The organism is Psychrobacter sp., assembly GCF_035469765.1.
GTDB lineage: Bacteria > Pseudomonadota > Gammaproteobacteria > Pseudomonadales > Moraxellaceae > Psychrobacter.
Genome location: NZ_DATIRM010000314.1, coordinates 1 through 26842 on the forward strand (window position 1 = coordinate 1; position 26842 = coordinate 26842).

Annotated in this window: 22 protein-coding genes and 1 riboswitch; of the genes, 7 read left to right on the forward strand and 15 right to left on the reverse strand. The window is 43.3% G+C overall.

Annotated elements, in window-relative coordinates; genetic code table 11:
* The 5 genes from VLN09_RS08770 to sdhC form a co-directional block, all read right to left on the reverse strand.
* On the reverse strand, window positions 1-480 hold a 480-nt coding region (locus VLN09_RS08770; RefSeq protein ID WP_414709116.1), incomplete at its 3' end, for a 2-oxoglutarate dehydrogenase E1 subunit family protein.
* Window positions 481-1314: 834 nt separating this feature from the next.
* Window positions 1315-2025: a succinate dehydrogenase iron-sulfur subunit gene (locus VLN09_RS08775; protein WP_325245707.1), complete on the reverse strand. Its 711-nt coding sequence runs from the start codon at window positions 2023-2025 to the stop codon at window positions 1315-1317.
* A gap of 204 nt (window positions 2026-2229) precedes the next feature.
* A complete protein-coding gene (gene sdhA / locus VLN09_RS08780; protein WP_325245671.1) occupies window positions 2230-4080 on the reverse strand; it encodes a succinate dehydrogenase flavoprotein subunit in 1851 nt (616 codons plus the stop codon).
* A 178-nt stretch (window positions 4081-4258) separates the two neighbouring features.
* Window positions 4259-4645, reverse strand: coding sequence for a succinate dehydrogenase, hydrophobic membrane anchor protein (gene sdhD, locus VLN09_RS08785; protein ID WP_325245709.1), 387 nt, complete (start codon window positions 4643-4645; stop codon window positions 4259-4261).
* Between the two features lie 17 nt (window positions 4646-4662).
* A complete protein-coding gene (gene sdhC / locus VLN09_RS08790) occupies window positions 4663-5049 on the reverse strand; it encodes a succinate dehydrogenase, cytochrome b556 subunit (protein ID WP_011512482.1) in 387 nt (128 codons plus the stop codon).
* A 1027-nt stretch (window positions 5050-6076) separates the two neighbouring features.
* Here sdhC and gltA point away from each other — a divergent pair.
* The gene (gltA, locus tag VLN09_RS08795) at window positions 6077-7357 is read left to right on the forward strand and encodes a citrate synthase (protein ID WP_325245675.1); all 1281 of its coding nucleotides are present in this window, start codon (window positions 6077-6079) and stop codon (window positions 7355-7357) included.
* Window positions 7358-7421: 64 nt separating this feature from the next.
* Here gltA and VLN09_RS08800 read toward each other — a convergent pair whose 3' ends face one another.
* Both VLN09_RS08800 and VLN09_RS08805 read right to left on the reverse strand, forming a co-directional pair.
* Entirely contained in the window at window positions 7422-8405 is a 984-nt protein-coding gene (locus VLN09_RS08800; RefSeq protein WP_325245677.1) for a hypothetical protein, read from the reverse strand.
* Window positions 8406-8469: 64 nt separating this feature from the next.
* Window positions 8470-9036 (reverse strand): type IV secretion protein Rhs, encoded by a 567-nt coding sequence (locus tag VLN09_RS08805; protein WP_325245678.1) that lies wholly within the window; start codon window positions 9034-9036, stop codon window positions 8470-8472.
* Window positions 9037-9307: 271 nt separating this feature from the next.
* Here VLN09_RS08805 and VLN09_RS08810 point away from each other — a divergent pair, with 271 nt between their 5' ends.
* Window positions 9308-10597 (forward strand): replication-associated recombination protein A, encoded by a 1290-nt coding sequence (locus tag VLN09_RS08810; RefSeq protein WP_325245680.1) that lies wholly within the window; start codon window positions 9308-9310, stop codon window positions 10595-10597.
* Window positions 10598-10857: 260 nt separating this feature from the next.
* Window positions 10858-11970 carry a bifunctional 3,4-dihydroxy-2-butanone-4-phosphate synthase/GTP cyclohydrolase II gene (ribBA, locus tag VLN09_RS08815; RefSeq protein ID WP_325245682.1) on the forward strand — a complete coding sequence of 371 codons (1113 nt, stop codon included), beginning with the start codon at window positions 10858-10860 and terminating at the stop codon, window positions 11968-11970.
* A gap of 109 nt (window positions 11971-12079) precedes the next feature.
* On the opposite strand, the gene VLN09_RS08820 is transcribed toward ribBA, so the two are convergent.
* The 6 genes from VLN09_RS08820 to VLN09_RS08845 all read right to left on the reverse strand — a co-directional run bounded on the left by VLN09_RS08820 (window position 12080) and on the right by VLN09_RS08845 (window position 17850).
* Window positions 12080-12565, reverse strand: coding sequence for an acyl-CoA thioesterase (locus tag VLN09_RS08820; RefSeq protein ID WP_325245684.1), 486 nt, complete (start codon window positions 12563-12565; stop codon window positions 12080-12082).
* Window positions 12566-12622: 57 nt separating this feature from the next.
* Entirely contained in the window at window positions 12623-13579 is a 957-nt protein-coding gene (locus VLN09_RS08825) for a hypothetical protein (RefSeq protein WP_325245686.1), read from the reverse strand.
* 52 nt (window positions 13580-13631) lie between these two features.
* Window positions 13632-14579 (reverse strand): uroporphyrinogen-III synthase, encoded by a 948-nt coding sequence (locus tag VLN09_RS08830; RefSeq protein ID WP_325245688.1) that lies wholly within the window; start codon window positions 14577-14579, stop codon window positions 13632-13634.
* A 111-nt stretch (window positions 14580-14690) separates the two neighbouring features.
* Window positions 14691-15722 carry a hydroxymethylbilane synthase gene (gene hemC / locus VLN09_RS08835; protein WP_325245690.1) on the reverse strand — a complete coding sequence of 344 codons (1032 nt, stop codon included), beginning with the start codon at window positions 15720-15722 and terminating at the stop codon, window positions 14691-14693.
* A gap of 182 nt (window positions 15723-15904) precedes the next feature.
* Entirely contained in the window at window positions 15905-16642 is a 738-nt protein-coding gene (locus VLN09_RS08840) for a LytTR family DNA-binding domain-containing protein (RefSeq protein WP_325245693.1), read from the reverse strand.
* Between the two features lie 182 nt (window positions 16643-16824).
* Window positions 16825-17850 (reverse strand): histidine kinase, encoded by a 1026-nt coding sequence (locus VLN09_RS08845; RefSeq protein WP_325245695.1) that lies wholly within the window; start codon window positions 17848-17850, stop codon window positions 16825-16827.
* A 242-nt stretch (window positions 17851-18092) separates the two neighbouring features.
* On the opposite strand from VLN09_RS08845, the gene argH reads away from it, so the two are divergent.
* The 3 genes from argH to thiC all read left to right on the forward strand — a co-directional run bounded on the left by argH (window position 18093) and on the right by thiC (window position 22490).
* On the forward strand, window positions 18093-19466 hold the full coding sequence (gene argH / locus VLN09_RS08850; RefSeq protein WP_325245711.1) for an argininosuccinate lyase: 1374 nt from the start codon (window positions 18093-18095) through the stop codon (window positions 19464-19466).
* 166 nt (window positions 19467-19632) lie between these two features.
* Window positions 19633-19929 carry an oxidative damage protection protein gene (locus VLN09_RS08855; RefSeq protein ID WP_325245697.1) on the forward strand — a complete coding sequence of 99 codons (297 nt, stop codon included), beginning with the start codon at window positions 19633-19635 and terminating at the stop codon, window positions 19927-19929.
* A gap of 125 nt (window positions 19930-20054) precedes the next feature.
* A riboswitch (TPP riboswitch) is annotated at window positions 20055-20178 on the forward strand.
* A 239-nt stretch (window positions 20179-20417) separates the two neighbouring features.
* Window positions 20418-22490, forward strand: coding sequence for a phosphomethylpyrimidine synthase ThiC (gene thiC, locus VLN09_RS08860; RefSeq protein ID WP_325245699.1), 2073 nt, complete (start codon window positions 20418-20420; stop codon window positions 22488-22490).
* A gap of 116 nt (window positions 22491-22606) precedes the next feature.
* On the opposite strand, the gene VLN09_RS08865 is transcribed toward thiC, so the two are convergent.
* Both VLN09_RS08865 and VLN09_RS08870 read right to left on the reverse strand, forming a co-directional pair.
* Entirely contained in the window at window positions 22607-23497 is an 891-nt protein-coding gene (locus VLN09_RS08865; protein WP_325245701.1) for a fructose bisphosphate aldolase, read from the reverse strand.
* 173 nt (window positions 23498-23670) lie between these two features.
* A complete protein-coding gene (locus VLN09_RS08870) occupies window positions 23671-24519 on the reverse strand; it encodes an EamA/RhaT family transporter (RefSeq protein ID WP_325245703.1) in 849 nt (282 codons plus the stop codon).
* 281 nt (window positions 24520-24800) lie between these two features.
* Here VLN09_RS08870 and VLN09_RS08875 point away from each other — a divergent pair, with 281 nt between their 5' ends.
* Complete coding sequence (locus VLN09_RS08875; RefSeq protein WP_325245705.1) at window positions 24801-26711, forward strand: ABC transporter ATP-binding protein; 1911 nt, start codon at window positions 24801-24803, stop codon at window positions 26709-26711.
* Window positions 26712-26842: the final 131 nt, after the last annotated feature.

The window sequence follows — 26842 nt, forward strand, 5'->3', positions numbered from 1 at the left end:
TAGCGTGGCTTCGCTTTTACCAATATTTAAATCGCCAGTAGGGAATACTGTGTCTAAGTCTGCTTCAGAAAGATTGAGATACGCAAGAGTTAAATCCTCTACTGCCGCGCGAGGATGTAGGTTTAATGGGTCTAACTGCGCACGGCGATGACCGCGACGACGGTAAGCTGAGATGAGCTGCTGCACACCCATTTGCTTGTTATCACCAACGTTGTTGCTATGGGTAGTAGTCGAGCTACTGCTATCAGCACTGACTTTATTAGCTGTCTGATTACGCGCTAATAATAAAAACTGGTCTTTAATAGCATTGTGCGGCTCGTCGTTTGGTGACTTGTATTGTTCAAAATACGTCTGCCAATCGCTGCTAACACTACTAGCGTCATCTAGATACTGCTCGTAGAGAATTTCAATATAATTGGCGTTATCAGCGGCCAATTCTGTTTGATCTACGCTCGCTGCTTCTTTAGTTATACTATTCATAATAATCGTCTATTTGATAGATAAATGAATGGAATCGTGCTTATTATTGTGAAATCTGTTGAATACTATCGGCTTTATAGCCTGTCTAACGAATATCTGTTTTAACCAATATTTTTTTAGCAGATAGCTATAGTCGAGCATTTGATGTAGCACATCATTAACATTATTTGTGAACGTCCAGTCTTCTGATGTTGCTCGTCTCAAAACATTAATTTATATATAATTCTAATAGTTATAACCAAACCTTTAACTCTGGCTTTTGTCAAAATTTTTATTCAGCTGGCTTTTTTATGGGCCATCGTCGCTGAAAAAACTTGCTATGGTCACTTTTCAATAATTTTTGACAAACAATACACTGCCATATATCGTAACATGGCCGTCTTAGCGCCCATAGTTTGTTTGTTCAATACTAGGTATTTACATAATGAATATCTAGTATCAATTTGAGCAACTCATATTTGATTGACATTCCGACTATTAATACCTTGTTGCCAAGCTTTGATTATAACTTTGGTATTATATACCTTCTATCATCGTCATTCACCCCTATAATCTTGTAATAACCAAGCATTTTTCATGCTTAGTCATTACTATTTATAATTATATAGGCAGACGGAGCAGATAACAGGTTGTCTTACATATGAGCAACGTATTGTTAATATCGCCTTACTTGTCAGGGATGTTCTGATGTAAAACCAAGTATTTGCCTAAAACAGCTGACCAAGCACTGATACGCTACTGTTTTGCTTATTTTAACGAATAAAAAACACCACCTTATTTCAGGTGGTGTTTTTTATAGCGCTATTATAAAGCTAATTGACGCTAAAAGGTATATTAACCTGCTTGATCCATCAACAAATTACGCAGATGACCGATGGCTTTGGTTGGATTCAAGCCTTTCGGACATACTGATACGCAGTTCATGATACCTCGGCAACGAAATAAGCTGAATGGATCGTCTAAACGAGCCAGACGCGCACGTGTATCGGTATCACGACTGTCCGAAACAAAACGGTTAGCATGTAGTAGTGCTGATGGTCCTAAGAACTTATCAGGGTTCCACCAGAATGATGGGCAGCTGGTTGAGCAGCAAGCACATAAAATACACTCATACAAACCATTTAGCTTGTCACGTTGTTCAGGTGACTGCAAGCGCTCAGTCGCAGGCGCTGGCTGATCATTGATTAAGAATGGGTGTACTTTTTCGTATTGCTCGTAGAATTGGTTCATATCAACGACCAAATCACGAACCACTGGCAGACCTGGTAATGGGCGTACGGTTACTTTTTCTGGCAAAGTGTTCATGTTAATAAGACATGCCAAGCCATTTTTACCATTGATGTTCATGCCATCAGAACCACAAATGCCTTCACGGCATGAGCGACGGAAGGTCAGTGTTTCATCTTGCTTTTTTAGGCGTAATAATACGTCAAGCAACATACGATCTGAATCTAATAGCTCAATCGTATAAGTTTGCATGCGCGGCGCTGCGTCCAGATCAGGATCGTAGCGATAGATTTCGATGGTGCGAGTACCTCGGCTCATAATGCTAAACTCCACACTTAGGTGATGGCGGGCATACAAAGATTGCTCCATAGTCGCGCTGCCTATTAATCTGTACTGATAAGTAGCATTACAGATTAATAGGGCGCTGGTATGAGCATGTAGCTGGCGCTCACCTTTTTAATAAATGAATAAAGGATAAAACACTCGTGCTGTCTATAGACATCAGACGCACGCTGTCTAGAATTAGTAGACGCGAACCTTTGGCTCGATATAGTCAACCGTCAATGGTATTTTACGAACTGGCTTATAGATAATCTTATTGCCTTCAGAATACCATAAGGTATGCTTCATCCAATCGTTATCGTTACGACCATTTGGTGCGTACTCATCATCTTCAGGACGATCATAATCAGACACACTGTGCGCGCCGCGGCTTTCATGACGCTGGGCCGCCGATATCATCGTCGCTTTCGCTACTTCATAAAGATTGCCCACTTCAAAGGCTTCAATACGGGCAGTGTTAAAGACTTGTGATTTATCAGCCAAATGAATCTGCTCAATCTTCTCGCCTAGCGCTAAGATTTTTGCAACGCCTTCGTCCATCATCGCTTGTGTACGGAATACACTGGCATGCGTTTGCATGGTTGCACGAATCTCATCGGCAACGTCTTGCGCATTGTAGCCTGAGGTTGACTGTTGCAGCTTGTTTAAACGACCAACCGTATAATCAAGGACACGAGGATCAAGTGGCTTATAGTTATGGTCAGCATGATGGAACTCATCAACGATATGCTTACCTGCCGCACGACCAAATACCAATAGATCTAGTAGTGAGTTGGTACCTAAACGGTTGGCACCGTGGACACTTACGCACGCACATTCACCAATCGCATAAAGACCTTTAATCACGTTGCCTTTGGTATATAGACCGTCTTCATCCGTACCCGCTTCTAGATCCGGTACAATCACTTGACCATGAATCGTGGTTGGAATACCACCCATCATATAATGAATGGTTGGGATAACAGGAATTGGCTCTTTAGTAATATCGACGTTGGCAAAGTTTTTACCAATCTCGAATACTGAAGGCAGACGCTTCATGATGGTTTCAACGCCTAGATGTGTCATATCCATGACGATATGGTCAGCATTTGGACCACAACCACGACCTTCTTTGATTTCTTGGTCCATAGAACGAGAAACCAAATCACGTGGTGCCAAGTCTTTAACCGTTGGCGCATAACGCTCCATGAACGCTTCGCCATCTTTATTACGTAAGATGGCGCCTTCACCGCGGCAACCTTCAGTCAATAGTACACCTGCACCATGAACGCCGGTTGGGTGGAACTGCCAAAACTCCATATCTTGCAATGGAATACCAGCACGAACTGCCATGCCAATACCGTCGCCAGTATTGATATAAGCATTGGTAGATGCTGCAAAGATACGACCAGCACCGCCCGTCGCCAATACCGTGATTGGTGACTGGAATACAGCAACCGTACCAGTTTCTTGTTCAATCGCGATAACGCCATTGATATTTCCAGCGTCATCTTTGATCAAATCAAGTGCAATCCACTCGATAAAGAACTCAGTACCTTGCTGTAGGTTTTTCTGATATAAGGTATGTAGTAGCGCATGACCGGTACGGTCAGCAGCAGCACACGCACGTTGTACGGCTTTTTCGCCATAGTTTGAGGTATGACCACCAAATGGACGTTGATAAATCGTACCATCTTCATTACGGTCAAACGGCATGCCCATGTGCTCAAGCTCATACACCACTTTTGGCGCTTCACGGCACATGTACTCAATCGCGTCTTGGTCACCCAACCAGTCTGACCCTTTAACGGTATCATAAAAGTGGAAATGCCAGTTATCGTTGCTCATGTTACCGAGACTTGCACCAATACCGCCTTGGGCTGCAACAGTGTGCGAGCGGGTTGGGAATACTTTGGTCAATACTGCAACCTTCATGCCGGCTTCAGCTAAGTGCAATGATGCACGCATACCTGAACCGCCACCACCAACGATGACTGCGTCATAGTTTAGGGTTTTGATATTGCTAATGGTATTGTCTTGTCTAGTTGCCATTACGGTTTTCCTAATGCCTGTTAATACTTGCGAAGTAAATACAAGGACTGCTTAACCAGTCATATACTCCGAGCTGAATCATGGATTCAAAGCACGAATATAAATGATAAATTTGTACAAAACTGGATATTCAAGCCGCCTTCAACCACTTACTGAAATGTGCATATCTATCTGAGAGTTAAACAGCAACGACACCGAAGCCGTTACCCCAAAAAATCATGATGCCCCAGAATAAAAATACTAAAACGGCAATAATCATTAAGGCCTGTAATACCAAACGTAGACCAGCTGCGCTCGCGCCCAGCTTGCCTGTGGTGATATAGTCAGTAAATACGGTCCACATGCCAATCCATGCGTGACCCGCAAGGGCTAAAACCGCCACCAAGCTAAATAGACGCATCGGTAGGCTAGTCATAAAGCTTGACCACTCAATATATGTGACTTCGCCATGGGTCAAAAAGAAGCCCAATAACACCACACTGTAAACGGCCAATACCACAGCACTAATACGCTGGATAATCCAATCACGTGAGCCTGAGCCGGTTAGACTGGTTGCGCTTTTGATTCCTGAATCATTTTTCATTAGAACATCACCCATACAAATGACGCGACAATTAAAATCGCTGCAATTACAAAGCTGATCATAGAGGCGGCACGGCCAGATTTCAGCTCTTCGTTCATGCCCATATCAGCAAATAAATGCTTCATGCCCATCACGAAGTGATAAGCGATAGCAGCGACAAAAATCCACGCCAAAAAGCGCACAAGGACATTGTCAAACACGGTTTCGAAACTCTCAGGCGATGCCAAAGAATTCTGTAATAACCACAGCATGACTGGAATAAGTAAAAATAAAATAATGCCAGAGATACGATGCAGAATTGAAGCTATTGCAATCGGTGAGCGGTTCACGCTAATCACTTGGCTTAAGGGCAGATCAATAGGTCGGTTGCTTTTCACAGCGGGCATCCTTTTTGCGGTTATGTCTGGTAGTTACTTATGATTTGGCAATCATCTGCCAAATACCCTGAGCACCACACAAGACGAATAAGGTAAGGAAGGGCTAGCTGACGTCGTTTAATTTGCGCGAAATCTGACAGGCAGCAATGCGTGACATAGTCTTTATGACCTTTATGGCACTTAGTCATCGCTCATTGAACCAATACACCCTTTCAAAAACAAGCTATCTACATATTTACAGACCATAAAACCAAACATAGGATACATTGATTAACTATTCTATTTTTACTATTGCCATTAACAAAAAAAGATAACGCCATAGCGTCATCTCCGTATTATCCTTTTTGTTAAGATAAACTTCACTGTCAGCTGTTTAAAAATAGAACAATTAACAAAAACATTCAAGCGATATGCTTAGTTTTAGTCTATAAAGGCTCGTTCAATCGTAACAAAGTATGAGTATAATAAAGCTTATTAGCTACTTGGTTAAGACAAGCCATCAATTTGCGCAAAGATAGTGCCAGTTAAATCCCTCTAATTATAAAATGACTGGCCTCTAATTACAAATTTATCCCCTAAATAGTGGTTATTAGAGATTAATTAACAAAAAACTAGCTATTTGCAATATGAATTCATTAGTATTACTCAGTCTTAATGAGCTATATACCCAAATGGTTTCGTCGGTTAATGATGCTCTGTCTGTTTTATAGTCAATAACAGAAATTACCCAAGCCAGATATTTGGCTAGAGATGCTCTATTATTAGAGCATTAATACGAATCATTACGTTATCAAAAATAAGATAGTTTACAGTCAAATTACCTGTTAGACATATTTTGATACAAAGTTTACAGACGATAACCACTATTAGCGCACGTCTAATATGGGGCTGACTGGTAAAAGTCTTTTCAAAACTTAAGCAATAACTGCTAATATAGCCTGCATATTAAATGGCTCACATTCATTTTGATCATTTATGACGCGAGGGTATGCGTCTCTACTTTATTCTAACAAGTTAAAACAATGGAGATTAAATTATGGCTGATAATCAAGCCACATTGACCGTAGATGGTAAGGATTACCAACTTCCTATTATTGAAGGCACTTTAGGGCCGTCAGTAATCGAGGTTGCTGCTTTCCAAAAAGCTGGTTACTGGACTTATGATCCAGGCTTTATGGCAACAGCGCCTGTCGAATCAAAAATTACCTTCATTGATGGCGGTAAAGGCGAACTATTGCATCGCGGCTACCCTATCGACCAGTTAGCAAACAATGCAGAATATTTAGAAGTAGCTTATGCGCTGATTCATGGTGATCTGCCTAATGCTGAACAAAAAGTCGATTTCTTTGAGAAAATTCGTAAGCATATGGGCGTTCATGACCAATTACGTAAGTTCTTTGAAGGCTTCCGCCGTGATGCGCATCCAATGGCGATTATGGTTGGTGTCGTTGGTGCTTTATCAGCGTTCTATCATGAAAATCTAGATGTCAGCAACGAAGAACATCGTGAGATTACAGCCATTCGTCTGATCGCTAAAATGCCAACGCTTGCCGCTATGAGTTATAAATACTCAAAAGGCGAACCGTTCATGTATCCACGTAATGATTTCAATTATGCGGAAAACTTCTTATACATGATGTTTGCCACGCCTGCTGATGTTGATTATAAAACCAATGACGTTATCACTCGCGCCATGGACAAAATCTTTACTTTGCATGCTGACCATGAGCAAAACGCTTCAACGTCTACCGTACGTTTAGCTGGCTCTACTGGCGCAAACCCATACGCTTGTATCGCTGCTGGTATCGCAGCACTTTGGGGACCATCGCATGGTGGCGCTAACGAAGCGGTACTTGAGATGCTAGATGAAATCGGTACGGTCGAAAACGTGCCTGAGTTCATGGAAAAAGTAAAAAGCCGTGAAGTGAAACTGATGGGCTTCGGTCACCGTGTTTACAAAAACTTCGACCCACGTGCACAAGTGATGAAAGAAACTTGTGATGAAGTATTAGGCGCATTGGGTATCAATGATCCTAAGCTTGAGCTTGCAATGGCGCTTGAGAAAATTGCTTTAGAAGACCCGTTCTTCGTTGAGCGTAACCTGTATCCAAACGTTGACTTTTACTCTGGTATTATCTTAAAAGCCATCGGAATCCCAACGTCAATGTTTACTGTCATCTTCTCATTGGCTCGTACATCTGGTTGGATCAGCCATTGGCTTGAGATGCACAGCACACCGTTCAAAATCGGTCGTCCACGTCAGTTATATACTGGTGAGACGCATCGCGATTTCGTTAAAGTTGAAGACCGTAAATAGTTATTAAGAATACATAAAAAAATCTCGCCATGTGCGAGATTTTTTTATGACTAGATTTAAAGGATTACTTAAATTCTTTTAACGTTTGCTCATATTTAGCGATTTGTTCGTCATAATCTTCAATGGTTTCGTTGAATTTCGCCATCAACATCTCAAATTCTTGCTGTTGGTTTTGTTTCATTTTCTGCATATCAAGTACTTGCTGGGCTTCTATCTGCTCCCAAACTTGATGCTGAATAATCAAGCGTGCTAATGCAGGGCTTTTAGCACTGACTCTACCAGCAATTTCTGCATCTTCAAAAAGCTGTGGCACTAAGGTTGCGATATTAATCAACGTATCAATATTTTCTTCACTTAACGGCGTAGTCGCTGACTGATAAAGTGCTTCCATCGCCTGCTCATAACGCTCGACAATTTGCTCTTCAGTCAATAGAACAGGCTTACGCGGCTCTAAGCTGATACGCTTTAACACCGTCAAATCACGTTCGCCGACTTCAGTATTAGTATTAATTTCAGTACTTATGTCAGCATTAACATCAGCAACTTCGCCGCTTGCCACATCTACTGCCCTATCTTCTACTGGTTGTGACGTGGTGGCTGTAGAAGCTTGATTGCTCTTATTTGGCTGATTATCGCCAGTTTCAGTAGTGTCAGAATCAGCAATATTAACGTCTGCTTCTGCCCCATCGACTAATAAGGAGTTTACACTATCTGAGGCATCAGCAGCTTGTAGTGACTCATACTCTGCTTGCAGGCGCCCCTGCAATCTTTGGAACTGTGCAACATATAAAGGCTGAAACTGCTCTATACGTGCCGCAGCCGAGTCACTCTGCGCCATAGGTTGGCTGTCTTCAGCGCTCGTCTGCTCACTGGTTTGGCTCTTATCTGCAACATTGTCTTCTGCTTGCTGCTGACAACCGCTCAATAATAAAATGCTACCCAATGCCGCTGCAAGTAATGTCTTCGATTGCTGTGGACGCCCGATGCCTTTATTAACAAGGTCGCCATAAGCACCACTCTTCGGCTTTGCTAGCAAAAATTTAAACATCTGAATTTGTATCCTGTGTTAAAAGCAAAATATCATATTGTCTTAGAAAGATTAAATGTCAGTATCAATCATGATATAAGCTGCTAAGCTCATTCTCATCTATCGATTGCACCTCTAAAAAGGGAATACAGCCTGCCAAATCCTGACAGTCCTGTCCGCGCTGACGACGTATAAAATAGTCTTGCACCATGCGAGCTTGCTGCTCAATCCCGTATTTAAAAAAAGACTTGTTGGTCTTCAATACATAGTCATAGCGACGATCGATAAGAGCACCGCGTACCACTTTTAAGCCGTGTTGCAACTGCCAAACGTGTGTCAGCTCATGTATCAGCCAACTTTGTTTACCCAAAGTAGCCTGACTAAAATCATCTATCCAATCTGCTGGATGAAAATAAATATGACCATTAGGACTCACGGCATAATGCTTGATTACCCACCAGGCAGTTTTAAGCTTAATGTCATCAAGCCTGAGGCTATCACCGAAGACTGAATGTGCTAGCCTAATTTCACCGTCAGTGAGAGAGCGTGCTTGCCGTTTAGCAGCTTTAGCAGCTTTAGCAGCTTTAGCAGTTACCGAATTAGCAGATACAACGTTACGATTCAATAGACGCTTAAAAATCGACTGCGACATTATTACTATTATCCTTTATAGGTAAGATATTATGCTTATAGAGTAAGTTAGTGCCTTAATAGGGATAAAATACTGATAAATAAAGCATTAAAGACATAAGCTGTACATTTAGTTGACTTTTATTAACGTAAATCTGCGTTAGCCTAGCCTTTATACTATTTATGCATAACAAAGACTGAAGTATAAAGTCACAATTCGATGCTATCGCTCATAAGTCACTACTCAATTTTATAATAAAAACCCTTAAATAATAGAAAATATAGAGAATTTTATGCCGCCTAATTTTCATGCTGATACACCCCTCGCCCAGCGCATGCGCCCTGCCACACTTGACGCTATTATTGGTCAAGAGCACCTGTTAGCAGCGGGTGCACCGTTACGACGGTTGGTTGAGCAGGGACATCTGCCGTCTATTATTTTGCATGGAGAAGCAGGTATTGGCAAAACAACCATCGCTATGCTGTTGGCGGATGCCGTTGGACGACCCTTCCATGCGCTATCTGCTTTAAATACTGGGGTTAAACAGTTGCGCGAGGTATTAGATAATAAGGATTCATTAAGTTTTGAATCGCCTGTGGTCTTTATCGATGAGATTCATCGGTTTAATAAAGCCCAGCAAGATGCGCTACTTGGCGCAGTAGAATCTGGTGATATCACCTTGATTGGTGCAACCACCGAAAACCCTTCTTTTAGCGTCAACAATGCGCTGTTATCACGTTGCCAAGTGTATCGCTTGGAGCCTTTAACGCCTGAGCAAATCAGTGCAGTGTTACAGCGGGCACTTTTAAAAGATAATATACTGAGAAACTTATCGGTCGATTTGCAGGCACAAGATACGATTAGCCAATTGGCACATGGTGATGCAAGAAAAGCCCTTAATTTATTAGAGCTGGCGATTCAAACGGCTGATACTCAGCAATCACCGCTCATCATCGATGATGCCTTAGTGGCTCGGGTCGCCCAGACGGCACTCGTACGCTACGATAAAGATGGCGAGCAGCACTATGACATCATTTCTGCCATGATAAAATCAGTACGCGGCTCCGACCCTGACGCAGCACTATACTGGATGGCGCGGATGCTCGTTGGCGGTGAGCCTGCTGATTTTATTGCTCGCCGTTTAGTGATTTTGGCCAGTGAAGACATTGGCAATGCCAATCCCAACGCCTTACTTCTTGCTGATGCTGCCCTACGTAGTGTCCAATCCATCGGTATGCCGGAGGCACGTATTATATTGGGGCAAGTCGTGGTATATCTGGCAACCAGCGCAAAGAGCAACAGTACTTACAACGCTATCAATGCCGCGATGAGCTTGGCAGAAAAGGACGCCTCACCTGTACCGCTCCATTTGCGTAACGGCGTGACTAAGCTGATGCGTACTCAAGGCTATGGTCAAGATTATGTCTATCCGCACAATTATCCCAATCATTATTATGCGCAAAGCTACTTACCAGACAATTTAATAGGTACGCGCTTTTATGAGTTTGCGGACAATCAGCGTGAGCAGCATAGTAAGCAGTTTGTTGATTGGTTAAAAAGTCAGGCGGCTAGTAATGACTAACGACTCTTTTCTATCTAGACCTGACTATAACTAATTGAGATAGATAGAAGATGAAGCAGCACGTAGGGGTGAAAAGCGTTAAAATGTCCTTATAATGATATATAAGTCAATTGAGCGATTTTTTATCATCTATTGTTTTGAGCACAGCAAGCTTTGCTTTGCCACCACAGCACTTGGAGCAATCTACTGCTACAATAGGCAGATAACGCTTTATATCCTAAATCACACCTATCTATATATAATAAATGTTGAGACATCCTATGAGTTTAAATACGATTCCTGAGATTATCGAAGATATTCGTGCAGGTAAAATGGTCATCTTGATGGATGACGAAGATCGCGAAAATGAAGGTGATATCATTATGGCAGCGACTCATGTACGCCCTGATGATGTCAACTTTATGATTACCCATGCGCGTGGCTTGGTCTGTCTAACTTTATCACAAGCTCGTTGTCAGCAATTGGCACTGCCACTGATGTCAGATCGTAATGAAGCGAAATTTAGTACCAACTTTACCGTTTCTATTGAAGCTGCTGAAGGCGTAACTACAGGTATTTCAGCCGCTGACCGTGCTCGTACCATTCAAGCAGCCGTCTTCTCTTCCGCAAAGCCAGAAGACATCGTTCAGCCTGGTCATATTTTCCCAATCATGGCACAAAATGGTGGCGTACTGCACCGCGCAGGACATACGGAAGCTGGCTGTGACTTAGCACGATTGGCTGGACTTGAGCCAGCAGCGGTCATTGTCGAGATTATCAATGCCGATGGCACTATGGCGCGCCGTGATGATCTCGAAGTATTTGCAAAAGAACATGACCTAAAAATTGGTACGATTGCGGATTTGATTAACTACCGTATTGCCAATGAGCAAACAGTTGAAGAGACTGCATCGCATCCGTTTGAAACCGAGTATGGTACCTTTACCTTACATCGTTTCCGTGAGTTCGGTGCTACTGAAACCCATTTAGCCTTGGTAAAAGGCGATGTGAGCCAAGGTGTTAGCACCGTTCGTGTTCATGGCTTTCATCCTCTACGTGATTTATTTGCAGCCAAAAACGATACCACTGGGCGTAGCGGCTGGAGCGTGCGCTCAGCACTGGAAGAGATTAGCGCATCAGAGCGCGGTGTTTTGGTTTGGATTGGCAATCATGAGCCGACTGACTTGGGCGATGCCTTAGATAAAGCGGCATTAAATGAAGCTTTGTCTACCATCACACAGCAACCGTATCGCAGCATTGGTGTTGGCGCGCAGATACTACGCCATCTAGGGGTACGTGATATGCGCCTATTGTCATCACCGATGAAATTCCATGCTTTATCAGGTTTTGACTTGAACGTGGTTGATTTTATCCATGCACCAAAGCAAGATTAATAGGCTTCGTTAAGCATTAAAAACTTATAATCCATAAAAAGGGCGTATCAACTGAGGTTGGGGCGCCCTTTTTATTATTTGTTCAAAGCTTAATGACAAAACGCCATACTTAGACTCTTGGGGTATGCCCAAATGTCGTTTCTAATGCCAAAAGCTGCTCGCGCTCTTTATCAGTCCATGGCTTTTTATCTTGACCATTGCTATCTAAGCGTACTATAACTGCCTCAGCGGTCGCAACGATGGCATCTTGTGCCGTACTATAATAGCTGTACTCCATTATAATACTGGTCGTACCTAAACGCTGACAACGTACGCCTAATAATAAGGTGTCAGGGTACGTCACTGGGCGTAGATACTGACAGCTTGATTGTGCCAATACCGTGACCATATTACCATCAAACATACCAAGCGCCTGTAGATAACCAATACGGGCTGACTCCGCATAGCGGTAATACACCACATTATTTAAGTGATTAAAGGCATCCATTTCACCCCAGTGAATCGGCTGCTGATGAATGATCGGATAATGCGATAACGCTTCAGGACGATGATTATCTGAATTGTTAAGAATAGAGTTTTGGTTAAGAGCTTCCATAATTGCCTGTCTCATATTTTTAGAATCTTCAATGCCACTACCTAAATCAGTAGGGCATTAACGTTGCGGCTTATTCAAAATCTGCGAGGTTAGTAATGGTGATGTCTTTGGTGCATTGGCAACCAGTCGATCCAGACTCTCTATGACTTCTGCAATATTTTTAGGAGCAGTTTTGGTTTGTAACTCATGCTCATCAGTCTCTGGTTTGCTGTCATTAGCAGGCTGTGCTACTTGCTTAGATACAAGCGTTTGCAGCTGCTTACGCGCTTGATTTAAATACATCACCAGCTGCTCACGGTCATGCATATTACTTGCCTGACTTGCTAGGTTTAAAGTCATGATGACTTCGTGAATCGTCAATTGCCTACGCGTTAAATTGCTATTATTAGCAGATTGACTCTTCGCTGTATTATTTTGTGAGCCATCAGCATTAACGCTGGTCTCAATATGAACAGCGCGCTCATGCCGATATAAAAAATCTTGAATATTTTGAATGGCAAAATTTTGCAACTGCCATGGGCTTGGCTGCGCACTCCTTGCTTTCAAACGTTCGATATCTTTTACCAAACTTTGCTTAATAACAACGGTTAGCGCAGGCGCAATCTCATTACTATTTTGTGAAAGCTGCCAATGTAATCCTTGTAACAATTCAATGGCGGCACTGTTATTACTGTCCGCCAACAGTCTGTCAGCAGCTTGTATCTGAATACGTAATAGATCAAGCTGGTTTTGAGCTTGACTATTGGCAGCTGTGCTAGGTATAGGCAGCGTCTGTTGACTCATGGCAAATAAGCGGTCGTCCATCTCGTTTAGACGGCTGACCACTTGCTCGTTGCTTTGCAAACGCTCAGTGACGGTATGCTCAAAACGCTGCTGACTGATGTAAAGCCATAATAGGGCGGCTATCAATAATAAAATAACCACCCACTGCAAGCGCAATAAAAACATATTTGCTTGCCGGCGCTGCTGCAAGGCAGACGGGTCTTTCAATAACAAGTCAGAGTTCATTGGCATAAGGCCACACCGTTCATGATTAATAAGGTTAAACGTTTCACATCTTTAAATATTATAAGCACGGAGTATTAATAGCAGTAAGAATGGTCTGCGGCGCCAAATCTTCCACACGCCAATAACTTAGTTTCTGCTCAGCGACTATGTTGGCTAAGCGCTCACCCAATACTACATAAGTAAAGTCTGACAGTTTAAGTGCTTTGTTGGCTGGCATCGCTTGCTTTTCCGCCGCCTGAACGATATTTTGCCAATGCTCAAATGCGGTGCCACTACTCACAATAACAATAGGTTTTGCTTGCTGTGACGCGCTGAGACCACTCATTGCATTCTGCGTATTAAAATCTTGCAGCCACTGCTGATATTGCCTCATGGCATCCATCGGCATTTTGCGCTCGTACCAAGCAATACTATCGATATGTACACCACGCGCTTGCAGCGTATCGACCAGCAATCGACGTCCACCAAGACCACGCCACACGAGTAGCTTATCCCCTGCTTGCAATCCCTCAATCTCAGGCATTGCCAGCATGCCCTCATTATTGGCAATAGTAGGCTGCAATACTTGGTAGCTAGCAACGGGTAGCTTTACGTCATTTAGCACCGCAGCAGTTGCTTCACCGACCGCGATAATATGACTTGGCGCTGTTAAAATATCACAATGCTCATCTATACTTTTATCAGTTGCAGCCAACGCTTGGCGCTCATGCTCAAGCGTTTGCCAAATAGCCAAACCTGAGGAAGCTGCCGTTGGGCTAACGATGACAAGCGCCTGATATTTACCTGCTAGCCATTGGCGCATCAGCAGTATGTCATTATCGGTAGTCGCTCGCGCCTCTAACATTAGCATTGGCATATCAACGACGGTCAAACCTGCCGCTTGCAGATGCTGCGTGAGCGCTGCTGCCCGTTCTACTGGGCGAGTATTGATGACAGTTCCTGCCAATGATAATGGCTTATCCATTAACTGATTGCAATCAGTCGACTTAGATGATGATCCAGACATAAACATACCGTAAAAAAGCGGATGGAGTGAAGTTAAATGTAAAACCATCTATACCACGATGCCTTTACATTTTAGGTAGCAACAAAGGTTACATATTATTCAATCTGGCTACTATTTAGAGTTGTATATTGCTGCTAAAATTTCACCAGCGCCAGCTTCTAATAACATGTCAGCTACCTCTATGCCATGCTGATTAGCCTGTGCTTCTTGTTCAGCTTGGCTGCCAGTTAATGTCACATGCTTATCAGCTTTAAGCACTTCACTACCATCTTCTTGACCAACGCGACCGCGCAGCCACAAGGTATCGCCAGCATCGTTGTTACCATTGTCATTATCTTTGCTATCAGCAGCCAATGCATTTGCCTTTTGTAATACAGCATAAGCAGCAATGGGTACTTGGCAACCGCCTTGTAGATGGCGATTGAGCGCACGCTCAGCAATGAGGCGAATACGCGCTTTGTCATCATTAAGCGGCGCCAACAGCTTTAGCACCTCAACATCATCAGCGCGACATTCAATCGCCAACGCCCCTTGCCCAACTGCTGGCAAGCAAATATCAATATCCAATTCACTGCGAATACGCGCATCAAGCTCAATACGCTGTAGACCACTGGTTGCCAAAATAATGGCATCATACTCGCCCGCATCAAGCTTACTTAGTCGCGTGCCAACGTTACCGCGTAAGGTTTTGATTTGCAAATCTGGACGATAGGCCTTGATTTGGCATTGACGACGTAAACTTGCGGTACCGACTACGGCACCTTGTGGTAACTCATCGATACTATGATAAGTGTTAGATACAAAAGCATCGGTTGGCGAGGCACGTTTACAATAAACGCCTAACATCAATCCTTCTGGCAAATCCATGGGCACATCTTTGAGTGAGTGCACTGCGATATCTGCCTGCTTATCATACAATGCCTGCTCAAGCTCTTTAACAAATAAACCTTTACCGCCAATTTTCGCCAGTGGCGTATCCAAAATTTTGTCACCTTTAGTGACAATTTTCAGCAGATTGATGGTCATTTCAGGATACAGCGCTAGTAGCCGGTCACGAATATGCTCAGCTTGCCATAATGCCAATGGGCTTTGGCGCGTGGCGATATTTAAGGTAGTCAAAGCAGGTTGCTGCATGGTGCTCATAAAAGGCCTCAATAATTTTAATACTAAACTGTCATTGCTCGGCAATAATGCGAGTTTGTCACCCAAAATGGGTTATAAAAACGGTTTACAACAATAATAACGCAAAAAAAGACCCCTATTTAAGCATAAATAAGGGCTTGATGATATGGCGTGATTATTTTAGGAAACAAAGCGGGCAATGCTTAAATATTCTGAATCTTTTCGCGTAGTGCTGGAAGGTGACGACGGCTGACCGATAATGTCTCATCAATACCCTTAAAATGTAGCTGATATTGACCCGCATCTAAGGTCTCTAAAAAATCTAAATATTTAATATTGATAATGGCATTGCGATGCACGCGAAACAGTTCACCTTCAAACTCTTGCTCAAGCTCTTTTAAAGTATCATCAATCAGCACAATACCCTCTTTATGCCGTACTTTGACGTACTTTTGATCGGCTGTAAAATAGTAGATGTCCTTGAGGTTTATCAGCTCAACACCGCGATGGGTACGCGCCGCAATATGTTCGCGTACTGAACGTAAGGTTGGATGTTCAAGCTTACGAATCTCATTTAACTGCGCTGCATTGAGGTTAGTGGCTTTTTGTAGGGCTTCTAGCAGCTCATCTTTATTAGCAGGCTTTAACAAATAACCGATAGCATTGGCTTTTAAAGCGGCAATAGCATAATGATCATAAGCGGTCACAAAAATGATTGCAGGTGGATGTTGTAGCTTAGCAAGCTCTTGCGCACACTCTACCCCATCCATATCAGGCATCCGAATATCTAGTAATATGATATCTGGCTGCTGAGAAGCTACAGCAACAATAGCTTCAATACCAGTCTTTGCTTGGGCAACCACCTCATGACCTGACTCTTGAACAATCCTAACCAAGCGCTCACGAGCTAATGGCTCATCATCACAAACCACAATCCGCATGTAAACTCCTTTCAAGGGCAGACTTTAAACCTATATTTAAAAGTATTAATAACGTATTAGCATCTAATATAATAAAGTGACGGCTTTTAATAAAAAATTAACCTTAAAAATAACTCTTATTAATTCATAACATTCTTACTATATGGTAAAGATTGCAATAAATATGCCATAGTTAAAAAAACTTATAAGCTCACCTCTTGTAGCGGATAATGAATGTTAGTGATAATCTGTTTGTTTGTCACCATACTTTGAATGTCTGCACTTTGCCCAAAGTACGCACGTAAGCGCCCTGCTTGAATATAGAAATCCATATGTTGGCGCAAATCATGGTGAATCATCAAACTGTTTTTAGGTAACTGCACACTGATAGTAATCGCGACACGATGCTGTCTCCAGATGACTTTAATATCAATGTAAACAGTGTCAGTACTCATCTCAACCACATTGATCAGCATCTTTTCAATCACACTTTGTAAGCTCAAAGCGGTGATGACCATATCATACATCACATTTTCATCAGGCAACTGCCAACTGACGACTAACTTATCTGCCAATCGAATAGATTCCATCTCCAAATAATGCTCGCAAAGTGCCACTTCTTCTTCAAAACTGATTTCACGCGCGCCATTAAAGCTGGCACGAAATAGCGCTGAAACGTGCTGCAAAAAATCGGCGGCGCGAGAGGGGTTGGTCTCAATCAGTGACATCAAAGTATTAATAGTATTGAAAAAGAAATGTGGTGCCAGACGGGCCTTCAGCACATCGTTTTGCGCGCTAAGTTTTTGCTCAAATGACTGCTTCAATGCTGTCATCTCACGATAGCGACGTAAAAAGATCAGCAATCCTGCAATGGTAAATCCTGCAATAATTAACGTATTAAAGATAACGGTTGAGATAAAAGCAGAGAGAGTAAAGGTAAAGGCGCCTGTATTGATTATCAACAACAGTGCCAGTATCAACGTGATAATGGCACTGATAGTAATGCTGAGCAGAACATATAAGCTGACTTTCAATGTCCGCATACTTTTAAAAACAGGGCGTAGATAGTCAATGAGATAAAAGGAAGGCAGTAGTGTTAATGTGGTTTGGATAAATCTTGCCGTCATTTTTATGACAAATTGTGTTTCATTGACCACGCTATGACGATCGACAATCGCTAAAAAAAGCGACCAAAAAAAGATTGCCAGCAGCCATTGCCAAGGTTTCATGATTTCCATGAGCCTTGGTATAAAAAACTCTAAGCGCTCCGCTAGTAAGGCAACCTCATCATTTGCTATACTTGAGTTCTTATTCTCTTGACTTGCCTTAGACTGATATGAACGCCAACTCTTCAAACCTTAGTAATCCCGATTCAAATAAAAATTCATCTGCTTCTGAGTTTAGCACAGATGCTCCTATAACAAACGCTGCCGCACAGAACAGCCCTACTAGTAGTAGTCAGGGTCAGCAGATGTGGGGAGGACGCTTTAGTGAAGCGACCGACAGCTTTGTTGCTGCCTTTACCGCATCGGTTGGCTTTGACCAGCGCTTTGCACGCCATGATATTCAAGGCTCGGTTGCTCATGCGACCATGCTAAAAGAATGTGGTATCTTGGAAGCTGACGACGTTGCGACCATTATCGATGGTTTACAACAAGTGCTACGTGAAATCGAAGCCGGTGAGTTCAACTGGTCGATTGCCCTAGAAGACGTACACATGAACGTCGAATCACGCCTGACCGATATCGTCGGCGCGGTGGGCAAAAAGCTGCATACCGGTCGCAGCCGTAATGACCAAGTAGCGACCGATATCCGTCTTTGGTTACGCGAAGAGACCGATAATATCATTGCCTTATTGGTTCGCTTACAAAGTGGCTTGTTAGATTTGGCTGAGCAGCATACTGATACCATCATGCCTGGCTTCACCCACTTGCAAACGGCACAGCCTGTCAGCTTTGGTCATCATGTGATGGCATGGTTTGAGATGCTATACCGTGATACCGAGCGCCTAGTCGATGCCCGTCGCCGTATCAATCAGATGCCACTTGGTAGTGCTGCTCTTGCTGGAACGACGTTCCCAATTGACCGTACCATTACTGCTGAGCTTTTAGGTTTCGAAGGCATTTGCCAAAACTCGCTTGATGCGGTATCAGACCGTGATTTTGCCATTGAGTTTACATCAGCAGCTTCTATCTTGATGATGCATATGTCGCGTATGAGCGAAGAGATTATTCTTTGGATGTCAGCGCAATTTAACTTTGTGCAGATTCCTGACCGCTTTTGTACTGGCTCCTCTATCATGCCGCAAAAGAAAAACCCTGACGTACCGGAATTGGTTCGTGGTAAAGCTGCACGTGTCTTTGGGCAATTAATGACTTTATTAAGCCTCATGAAAAGTCAGCCACTTGCCTATAATAAAGACAACCAAGAAGACAAAGAGCCTTTATTTGATTGTGTTGATACCCTGACCGGTTCGTTATTGGCGTTTGCTGATATGCTACCAAATATCACGCCAAATAAAGAAAATATGCGCGCTGCCACTATGAAAGGCTATGCGACTGCGACTGACTTAGCAGATTACTTGGTACGCCGCGGCGTGGCATTCCGCGATGCTCATGAAGTTGTTGGTAATGCAGTCGCGTTAGGCATTAAAGAAGGTGTTGATTTAAGCGATTTATCATTAGCTCAATTACAGCAGTTTAGCGATGCTATCGGTGAGGATGTGTTCGAGTATTTAACCTTAGAAGGTTCACTTGCCGCGCGTGACCATTTGGGCGGCACTGCACCCAATCAAGTGAAGCAAGCGATCAGCCGTGGTCGCTCGCGTCTAGAAGTATTTGTTTAAGCACTCTTTTAATCAATGCTAATTAATATCATGTTTTTACCATAAAATACCCGCCATTGTTGCGGGTGTTTTTTTGACCATAATCAGGTACAGTATTAGGCAAACTTACCTTTTGTTAAAAATATCAAAAATCCATCATAAAATCCATTATAAATAGGAGTCATTCATGACCGAAACTTTTAACCCACAAGCCAATACCGTTTTTTGCCGCAAATATCAGCAAGAGTTACCAAAAATGCCGCATCCACCTTTTCCTAATAAAAAAGGTCAGGAGCTACAAGAAACAGTTTCTGAAAAAGCTTGGAAAGAGTGGCTTGAGCAGCAAACCATGCTGATTAACGAAAATCATCTCAGTATGCTCGACCCTGAAGCTAAGAAGTTTTTGACCGAACAGCGCGATAAATTTTTGGATAATGAAGATTATGAGCGCGCGCAAGGCTGGACGCCAGAGAGTAAAGGTTAGATAATTCTTGAACCTTGACGTATAGCCAGTTGGCCACCGTGAATAAATACCACGCTAGAAAATAAAGCTGTTAAATGGCTGGGACTTGCTAGTGAAGTTTGCTAGTATAAGGAAGATTTACAACACTGACAGACTCGGGGTGCGATATATATTGACTGCTTAATGTGCAGTGAATGTATGGTCGCTGAGAAACCACCCGCCGAACCTGATGCGGTTAGTACCGACGCAGGGAAGTCTTAAGCCTATGTTGTATCGTATAAAGGGCGCGCAGAAATGCCTTTTTTATTATTACCAACATTAAATAGAACTTTATACTGCTAAATGCTGTTTTAATAAAAATGATGCCCACCAATCCTTTATAGATGACCTATCAAGATTTATTTTGATAAGCCGTTATCTTGCGATTGAATTTGTCGGTATGAGATAGTCTTGCCCCGCAGCTACTGGCGGTGTTGCCTTTACCACTGGACAACACGCTAGGACAGCATATGACTATTTCAGATATTACCTCACAAGCCACCACGCATACCCCTGTAAAAGCAAGCAAAGCAGACGCGCTAAAAACACCCGCCCATCGCAGCGAAACCGACGCCCGTTTTGAAGAAGACGCACGTGATTTGCACCGTATCCTTCCCGCCTCTCGCAAAGTCTATATCGAAGGCTCACGCCCTGATATTCAAGTACCGATGCGCGAGATTACCCTCGACCCTACTCCTATCCAAGGCGTACCTGAAAGCGAGTGGGAGCAAAATCCACCGTTTTATGTTTATGACACCTCAGGCGTCTATACCGACCCCAATGCCACAATCGATCTGACTAAAGGCTTACCTAAACTGCGCGAAGAGTGGATTAAAGAGCGCTGTGATACAGAACAATTAAGTGGCTTATCAAGCGATTATGGACAGGCACGTGCTCATGATATCAGTACTGCCAATCTAAGGTTTTCTCATATTGACAAGCCACGCCGTGCTAAAGCTGTTGATGGGAAAGTAGGTAACGTCACGCAAATGCACTATGCCCGTCGCGGTATTATTACTCCTGAGATGGAATATATTGCCATCCGCGAAACCCAAAAGCAGCACGAATTGACCGACATGCGCCAACATGAAGGTGAAACGTTTGGCGCGCACACACCAGCGATTATTACCCCTGAATTTGTCCGCAGTGAAGTTGCTGCGGGTCGCGCCATTATCCCGAACAACATCAACCATCCTGAATCTGAGCCAATGATTATCGGGCGTAATTTTTTGGTAAAAATTAACGCCAATATTGGTAACTCTGCGCTAGGTTCTTCTATCGACGAAGAAGTGTCGAAAATGACATGGGCGACGCGTTGGGGCGCAGATAACATCATGGATTTATCCACCGGTAATCATATTCATGAAACCCGCGAATGGCTGATTCGTAACTCGCCCGTACCAATTGGTACGGTGCCGATTTATCAAGCATTAGAAAAAGTCGATGGCGTTGCAGAAGATTTAACGTGGGAGATATTCCGTGACACCTTAATTGAGCAAGCTGAGCAAGGCGTTGATTACTTCACTATTCATGCAGGTGTACTGCTCCGTTATGTACCGCTAACCGCCAATCGCTTAACCGGTATCGTCTCCCGTGGTGGCTCCATCATGGCACAGTGGTGTTTGGCACATCATAAAGAAAGCTTTTTATATACGCATTTTGAAGACATCTGCGAAATCATGAAGCAGTACGATGTGGCTTTTAGTCTAGGCGATGGCTTGCGTCCAGGGTGTTTGCAAGATGCTAATGATGAAGCACAATTCGGTGAACTGCGTACCCTTGGAGAGCTGACCCAAGTGGCATGGAAGCATGATGTACAGGTCATGATTGAAGGACCAGGGCACGTGGCAATGAACCGCATTAAAGAAAATATGGACTTACAGCTTGAGACCTGTGCCGATGCACCTTTTTATACATTGGGACCCTTAACTACTGATATCGCACCGGGTTACGACCATATTACCAGTGCTATTGGCGCGGCGATGATTGGCTGGTTTGGTACAGCGATGCTGTGCTATGTGACCCCAAAAGAGCATTTAGGGCTGCCGAATAAAAAGGATGTCAAAGACGGCATCATCACTTATAAAATTGCCGCTCATGCTGCCGACCTTGCCAAGGGTCATCCCGGTGCGCAGGCACGTGATAATGCATTGTCTAAAGCGCGTTTTGAATTCCGCTGGGACGATCAGTTTAATCTGGCGCTCGACCCTGATACTGCGCGCGAATTCCATGATGAAACTTTGCCTAAAGACGCGCACAAGTCGGCGCACTTTTGCTCCATGTGTGGTCCTAAATTTTGCTCCATGAAAATTACCCAAAACGTCCGTGATTATGCTGCCGGACTAAAAACCTTAGCTGATACAAAAAACAGCGTGTCCCCACAATCAGGTGACTTAGCAACTGCTGAGCATTTGATTAAAAAGGTAGATACGCAATTGGTTGAGCAAGTCGGCTCAGCAACTGCTGAAGAGATTCATCAAGGTATGGCAGAAATGACAGAGAAGTATCACAAAGAAGGTCGCCAATTATATAAAGAGGTATAGACTACCAAGCTAACCACTGTATTTTAACTATGAAAAAGCCCCTGTCAGATGCAGGGGCTTTTTCATGTTAGCGGATGAATGCTTGAAACTTAAACCTTTATATTAAACTCTAAAAGTTAAACCTTCGACGCCTGATAAATCTCATCGATCGAAGCATTAAGGGTATCGGCAAATTCTTGATCGCTTTGCTGTTTGCTAAGCCCTTCAGTAAGGGCACGTGAGAAACTGGCAATCATACCCGAGTTTTTTTTGAGCTTAGCGCAAGCATCGCTACGGCTATAGCCACCCGATAATGCAACGACTTTAAGCACTTTTGGATGGTCAATCAGTTCTTGATAAAATCCTGCGTCTTCAGGTAAGGTTAATTTGAGCATCACTTGCTGATCATCGTTTAAGCGCTCAAGATTACGTAAGATAGTGGTTTTAAGAATCAGCTCACAGTCATGCTTTTGCTCGCTATTGATATCCACTTCTGGCTCAACGATAGGCATTAGACCCTTTGAGAGGATTTGCTTTGCCACATCAAACTGCTGCTGCACAACCAGCTCAATACCATCGACATTTGGCTCATAAATCACAGAGCGCATTTTAGTACCGAATATTGGATAGGTTTTTGCCTTGTCTAATAATAGATCTAGGTTAGATATAGGGCGCATGACTTGTACGCCATTCATACGTTCTGCTAAGCCTTTATCGACCTTTAAAAACGGCACAATTTGCTTGTCTTCCCATAAATAACTGGCAGTTGGCTTACCATTCACTGCGCGATCCATAGTATCTTCAAACAAAATCGTACCAATCACACGCTCACTATCAAAGCAGTTGCAAGTTATGATACGCGCGCGCATCTCATGCACTTGGTCAAACATGGCTTCATCATTGTCATAGGCATCACCCATAACCCCATAATTCTCTAGCGTTTTTGGCGTGCTGCCACCACTTTGGTCGAGGGCTGCGATAAATCCTGAACCATTTTTGATATGTTGTAATTGCTTTTGGTATTCCATGGAAAGAGCATCCTATTTTATTTATTGAGGTCAAGTGTTACCAATGAGATTTTTAGCTGATATTAGTCTAAATGTTCCTAGATAACCTTACCATAGGATGCTATATGTGCCTATATCTGAACGGCAAAAGCATTTATAAAATTGTCACCATACTTACATTAAGTCAAAAATATTTAAGCCAAAAACAAGACTGCTACACAGCAAATCGCCAATAATAAGCCCAATATATTTATACGGTTGAGTGATTCTTTAAATACTCCAACGCCGATAAGAGTAGCAACAGCAATCACACCAACGTTCATCCCAGTAAAGACGATACTTGGCGAATCGGACAATACTTGATGGGCACGGATATAAGCATAAATATTACCCATATTTAGCGCACCTAATAAAAGTCCTGCTGCGAGCGCATTACCCTGCCAGCGTACGCGCGTAATGAGCAAGTAAATCAACAATAGCAGACCTGCCAACCCAAAACTGACAAATAGTGTCAGTGGAAAGGCAGCACCTTGCTTGGCAACTTGTTTAAATAGAATATCAATAACGCCATAGCCTGCCCAGACGCCAAACAACCATAGCGGTGTATGTTTGGCTTGTTTGCTAACTTCACCCTGCTGCGGACGATAAATCAGTGCCCCGAGTGCCAAAAACCCAAGTAATAAGCCAAAGACACGCGTACCAGTGAGCACTTCACCAAATAATAAAAAAGCGGCGACAATAGGAATGATCAATGACAGTCGCTGAGCAGCATCGGTGGCTACCATGCCAACCGCCTCAATCGCGCGTCCAAGAATGATAAATACTGCAGGCAGCAGCACCCCAAGAGCGATAATAATGGCCCATGCTCCACCAAGGTCACTCATGCCACTGACATCTGGCTTCAATAAAAACCAAGTCAATAAAAAGGCGACCGGATAACCTGCAACGATGGTTTGACGGATATCAATATGGCGCTGACGCAATACTTTGAATAACACAGAGACCGCAACGCTACACAGCACCGCTATCGTTAAATACATCATAACTCTTTGCCTTAGTCATCCCTCATGTCAAGGATGTCTCTATATCAATGTTAATTTAAAAGAAGGGAAAACCATAGAATGTAACAATATATTTCTTAAGCAGCAAGCTATTTATGCTCATGCATCATAAGATGAGCATATGAGTGTCTGATGCGTTCAAATTACAATTAGCCTGTAAGCGTGTCGGTTAAGATTTGCTAAAATAGACGCCTACTTACTCACCTATATAATTGCTCAAGATGGCGTCTACTCACGCTTTTCTTGACGTATTGCTATTGCCTATGAACGCTCTATTTCGCTTTTTTGAAAATCGCCTACCCGCCTTCCCTGAAACCCCAATGCCGTTGCCTTTACCTCGCGATGGCATGTTAAGATTTTTGTGGGCGTGCACCAATGGTCTACGCGGCTGGCTGCTGCTATTTATGATTTTGTCAGCCGGTATCGGTATTTACGAAGCCATGCTCTTTGCTTGGATTGGCAATATCGTTGACTGGCTGGGTGTCTATACGCCGCAAAACTTATGGGCAGAAAAAGGCGACATGCTGCTGCTCATGCTCGCTGTCATGATAGTGAGCCCATTGTGGATTGCCTTGTCGTCGTTTATTCACTTTCAGACCTTACAAGGCGTCTTTCCCATGCAGATGCGCTGGCGTTTTCATCAGCGGATGCTTGGGCAATCGATGCAGTTTTATCAAGATGAATTCTCCGGTCGCGTTTCTGCTAAAGTGATGCAAACAGCATTGGCAGTACGTGATACAGTGATGACGGTCACCGATATGTTTATGTATGTCGCCGTCTATTTTATCACCTCAGGTATTATTCTCTTCAATCTTGACAGCTTGCTACTGATCCCCTTTATTGCATGGTTTGTATTAGTTTGGCTTGCGATGTGGTATTTCATTCCCAAACTCAAGCAGACAGCTATTGTACAAGCAGATGCTCGCGCTTTGATGACGGGGCGCATTACCGATGCCTACGCCAATATCATGACCGTCAAGCTGTTTAGCCACTCGCGCCGTGAGCTCAGCTATGCCAAAAATGCCATGGGGCAATTTTTAAGCACTGTCCATGCACAAATGCGCTGGGTCAGCTACCTTGAGTTTTCAACCCATCTGATTAGTGTTGTTTTGGTCAGTAGTACCGCCGCTATTGGTCTGTACTTATGGCAACAAGAAGCCATTGGTGTCGGTGCTATTGCCGCTGCTACCGCCATGGCACTACGCTTAAATGGTCTGACGCGCTGGATAATGTGGCAGACGGCAAGTTTGTTTGAAAGTATCGGTACCGTACAAGATGGCATGCGCACCTTATCTGCGCCGCAAACCATCGTTGACAAACCTAATGCGCCAGCCTTAAACGTTACCGAAGGTCGTATCGTCTTCGATCATGTTGACTTTAGTTATGAAAATGATAACGATGATGCAGACAATAATAATAGTGGAACTTTAAACGACAGCAATCTATCAGCCACGTCTACTATCAAACTTCTCGATAATTTTTTCTTGGACATCAAACCTGGGGAGAAAATCGGTCTGGTTGGGCGTTCAGGTGCAGGTAAGTCAACCTTGGTAAATCTGCTCTTACGCTTCTTTGATGTCGATAAAGGTAAAATCCTCATTGATGGTCAAGCGATTGATGAGGTGACCCAAGAGTCCTTACGTCAGCAAATCGGGATGGTGACCCAAGATACGTCCTTATTACATCGTACCGTACGCGAGAACATCGCTTATGGTCGTCCGGATGCCACTGATGAGCAGATTATGATTGCCGCAAAACAAGCCCAAGCATGGGACTTTATCAAAGATTTATATGATGATAAGGGCAACATAGGGCTTGATACTCAAGTTGGCGAACGTGGGGTCAAACTTTCTGGTGGCCAACGTCAGCGTATTGCCATCTCTCGTGTTATGCTAAAAAACGCGCCAATTTTGCTACTTGATGAAGCGACCAGCGCCCTTGATTCTGAAATCGAGTTTGCGATTACCGAAAGCCTGAACGATATTATGACTGGCAAGACGGTTATTGCCATCGCCCATCGCTTATCAACCATCGCCGCTCTTGATAGACTGGTAGTAATGGATAAAGGTCAAATCATTGAGCAAGGTAGCCATAATGAGCTATTGAATCTACATGGCGTCTATGCGCGCTTGTGGCATCGTCAAAGTGGTGGCTTTTTAGGTGAAGACAGCTAATTAAAAGCGCTTTATTAAAAATAATTTTTCACAGGGACGTGTTTATTTTATGAAAGCATTCGCAAATCGTATTAACCTTGCTGGCAAACAAGCCCGCTATTACGAATTACGGCAACTTAGCTCAGCCACTC

Bases quoted from the DNA above. Each gene is read 5' to 3' on its own strand.
- VLN09_RS08855 (WP_325245697.1), top strand. From the start codon at position 19,633: ATGACCGAAACTTTTAACCCACAAGCCAATACCGTTTTTTGCCGCAAA.
- VLN09_RS08840 (WP_325245693.1), bottom strand. From the start codon at position 16,642: ATGCGGATTGTGGTTTGTGATGATGAGCCATTAGCTCGTGAGCGCTTG.
- gltA (WP_325245675.1), top strand. From the start codon at position 6,077: ATGGCTGATAATCAAGCCACATTGACCGTAGATGGTAAGGATTACCAA.
- VLN09_RS08775 (WP_325245707.1), bottom strand. From the start codon at position 2,025: ATGAGCCGAGGTACTCGCACCATCGAAATCTATCGCTACGATCCTGAT.
- hemC (WP_325245690.1), bottom strand. From the start codon at position 15,722: ATGAGCACCATGCAGCAACCTGCTTTGACTACCTTAAATATCGCCACG.
- VLN09_RS08830 (WP_325245688.1), bottom strand. From the start codon at position 14,579: ATGTCTGGATCATCATCTAAGTCGACTGATTGCAATCAGTTAATGGAT.
- argH (WP_325245711.1), top strand. From the start codon at position 18,093: ATGTGGGGAGGACGCTTTAGTGAAGCGACCGACAGCTTTGTTGCTGCC.
- ribBA (WP_325245682.1), top strand. From the start codon at position 10,858: ATGAGTTTAAATACGATTCCTGAGATTATCGAAGATATTCGTGCAGGT.
- VLN09_RS08805 (WP_325245678.1), bottom strand. From the start codon at position 9,036: ATGTCGCAGTCGATTTTTAAGCGTCTATTGAATCGTAACGTTGTATCT.
- VLN09_RS08825 (WP_325245686.1), bottom strand. From the start codon at position 13,579: ATGCCAATGAACTCTGACTTGTTATTGAAAGACCCGTCTGCCTTGCAG.
- VLN09_RS08875 (WP_325245705.1), top strand. From the start codon at position 24,801: ATGAACGCTCTATTTCGCTTTTTTGAAAATCGCCTACCCGCCTTCCCT.
- thiC (WP_325245699.1), top strand. From the start codon at position 20,418: ATGACTATTTCAGATATTACCTCACAAGCCACCACGCATACCCCTGTA.
- VLN09_RS08800 (WP_325245677.1), bottom strand. From the start codon at position 8,405: ATGTTTAAATTTTTGCTAGCAAAGCCGAAGAGTGGTGCTTATGGCGAC.
- VLN09_RS08820 (WP_325245684.1), bottom strand. From the start codon at position 12,565: ATGGAAGCTCTTAACCAAAACTCTATTCTTAACAATTCAGATAATCAT.
- sdhC (WP_011512482.1), bottom strand. From the start codon at position 5,049: ATGCCCGCTGTGAAAAGCAACCGACCTATTGATCTGCCCTTAAGCCAA.
- VLN09_RS08870 (WP_325245703.1), bottom strand. From the start codon at position 24,519: ATGATGTATTTAACGATAGCGGTGCTGTGTAGCGTTGCGGTCTCTGTG.
- sdhA (WP_325245671.1), bottom strand. From the start codon at position 4,080: ATGGCAACTAGACAAGACAATACCATTAGCAATATCAAAACCCTAAAC.
- VLN09_RS08845 (WP_325245695.1), bottom strand. From the start codon at position 17,850: ATGAAACCTTGGCAATGGCTGCTGGCAATCTTTTTTTGGTCGCTTTTT.
- VLN09_RS08865 (WP_325245701.1), bottom strand. From the start codon at position 23,497: ATGGAATACCAAAAGCAATTACAACATATCAAAAATGGTTCAGGATTT.
- VLN09_RS08810 (WP_325245680.1), top strand. From the start codon at position 9,308: ATGCCGCCTAATTTTCATGCTGATACACCCCTCGCCCAGCGCATGCGC.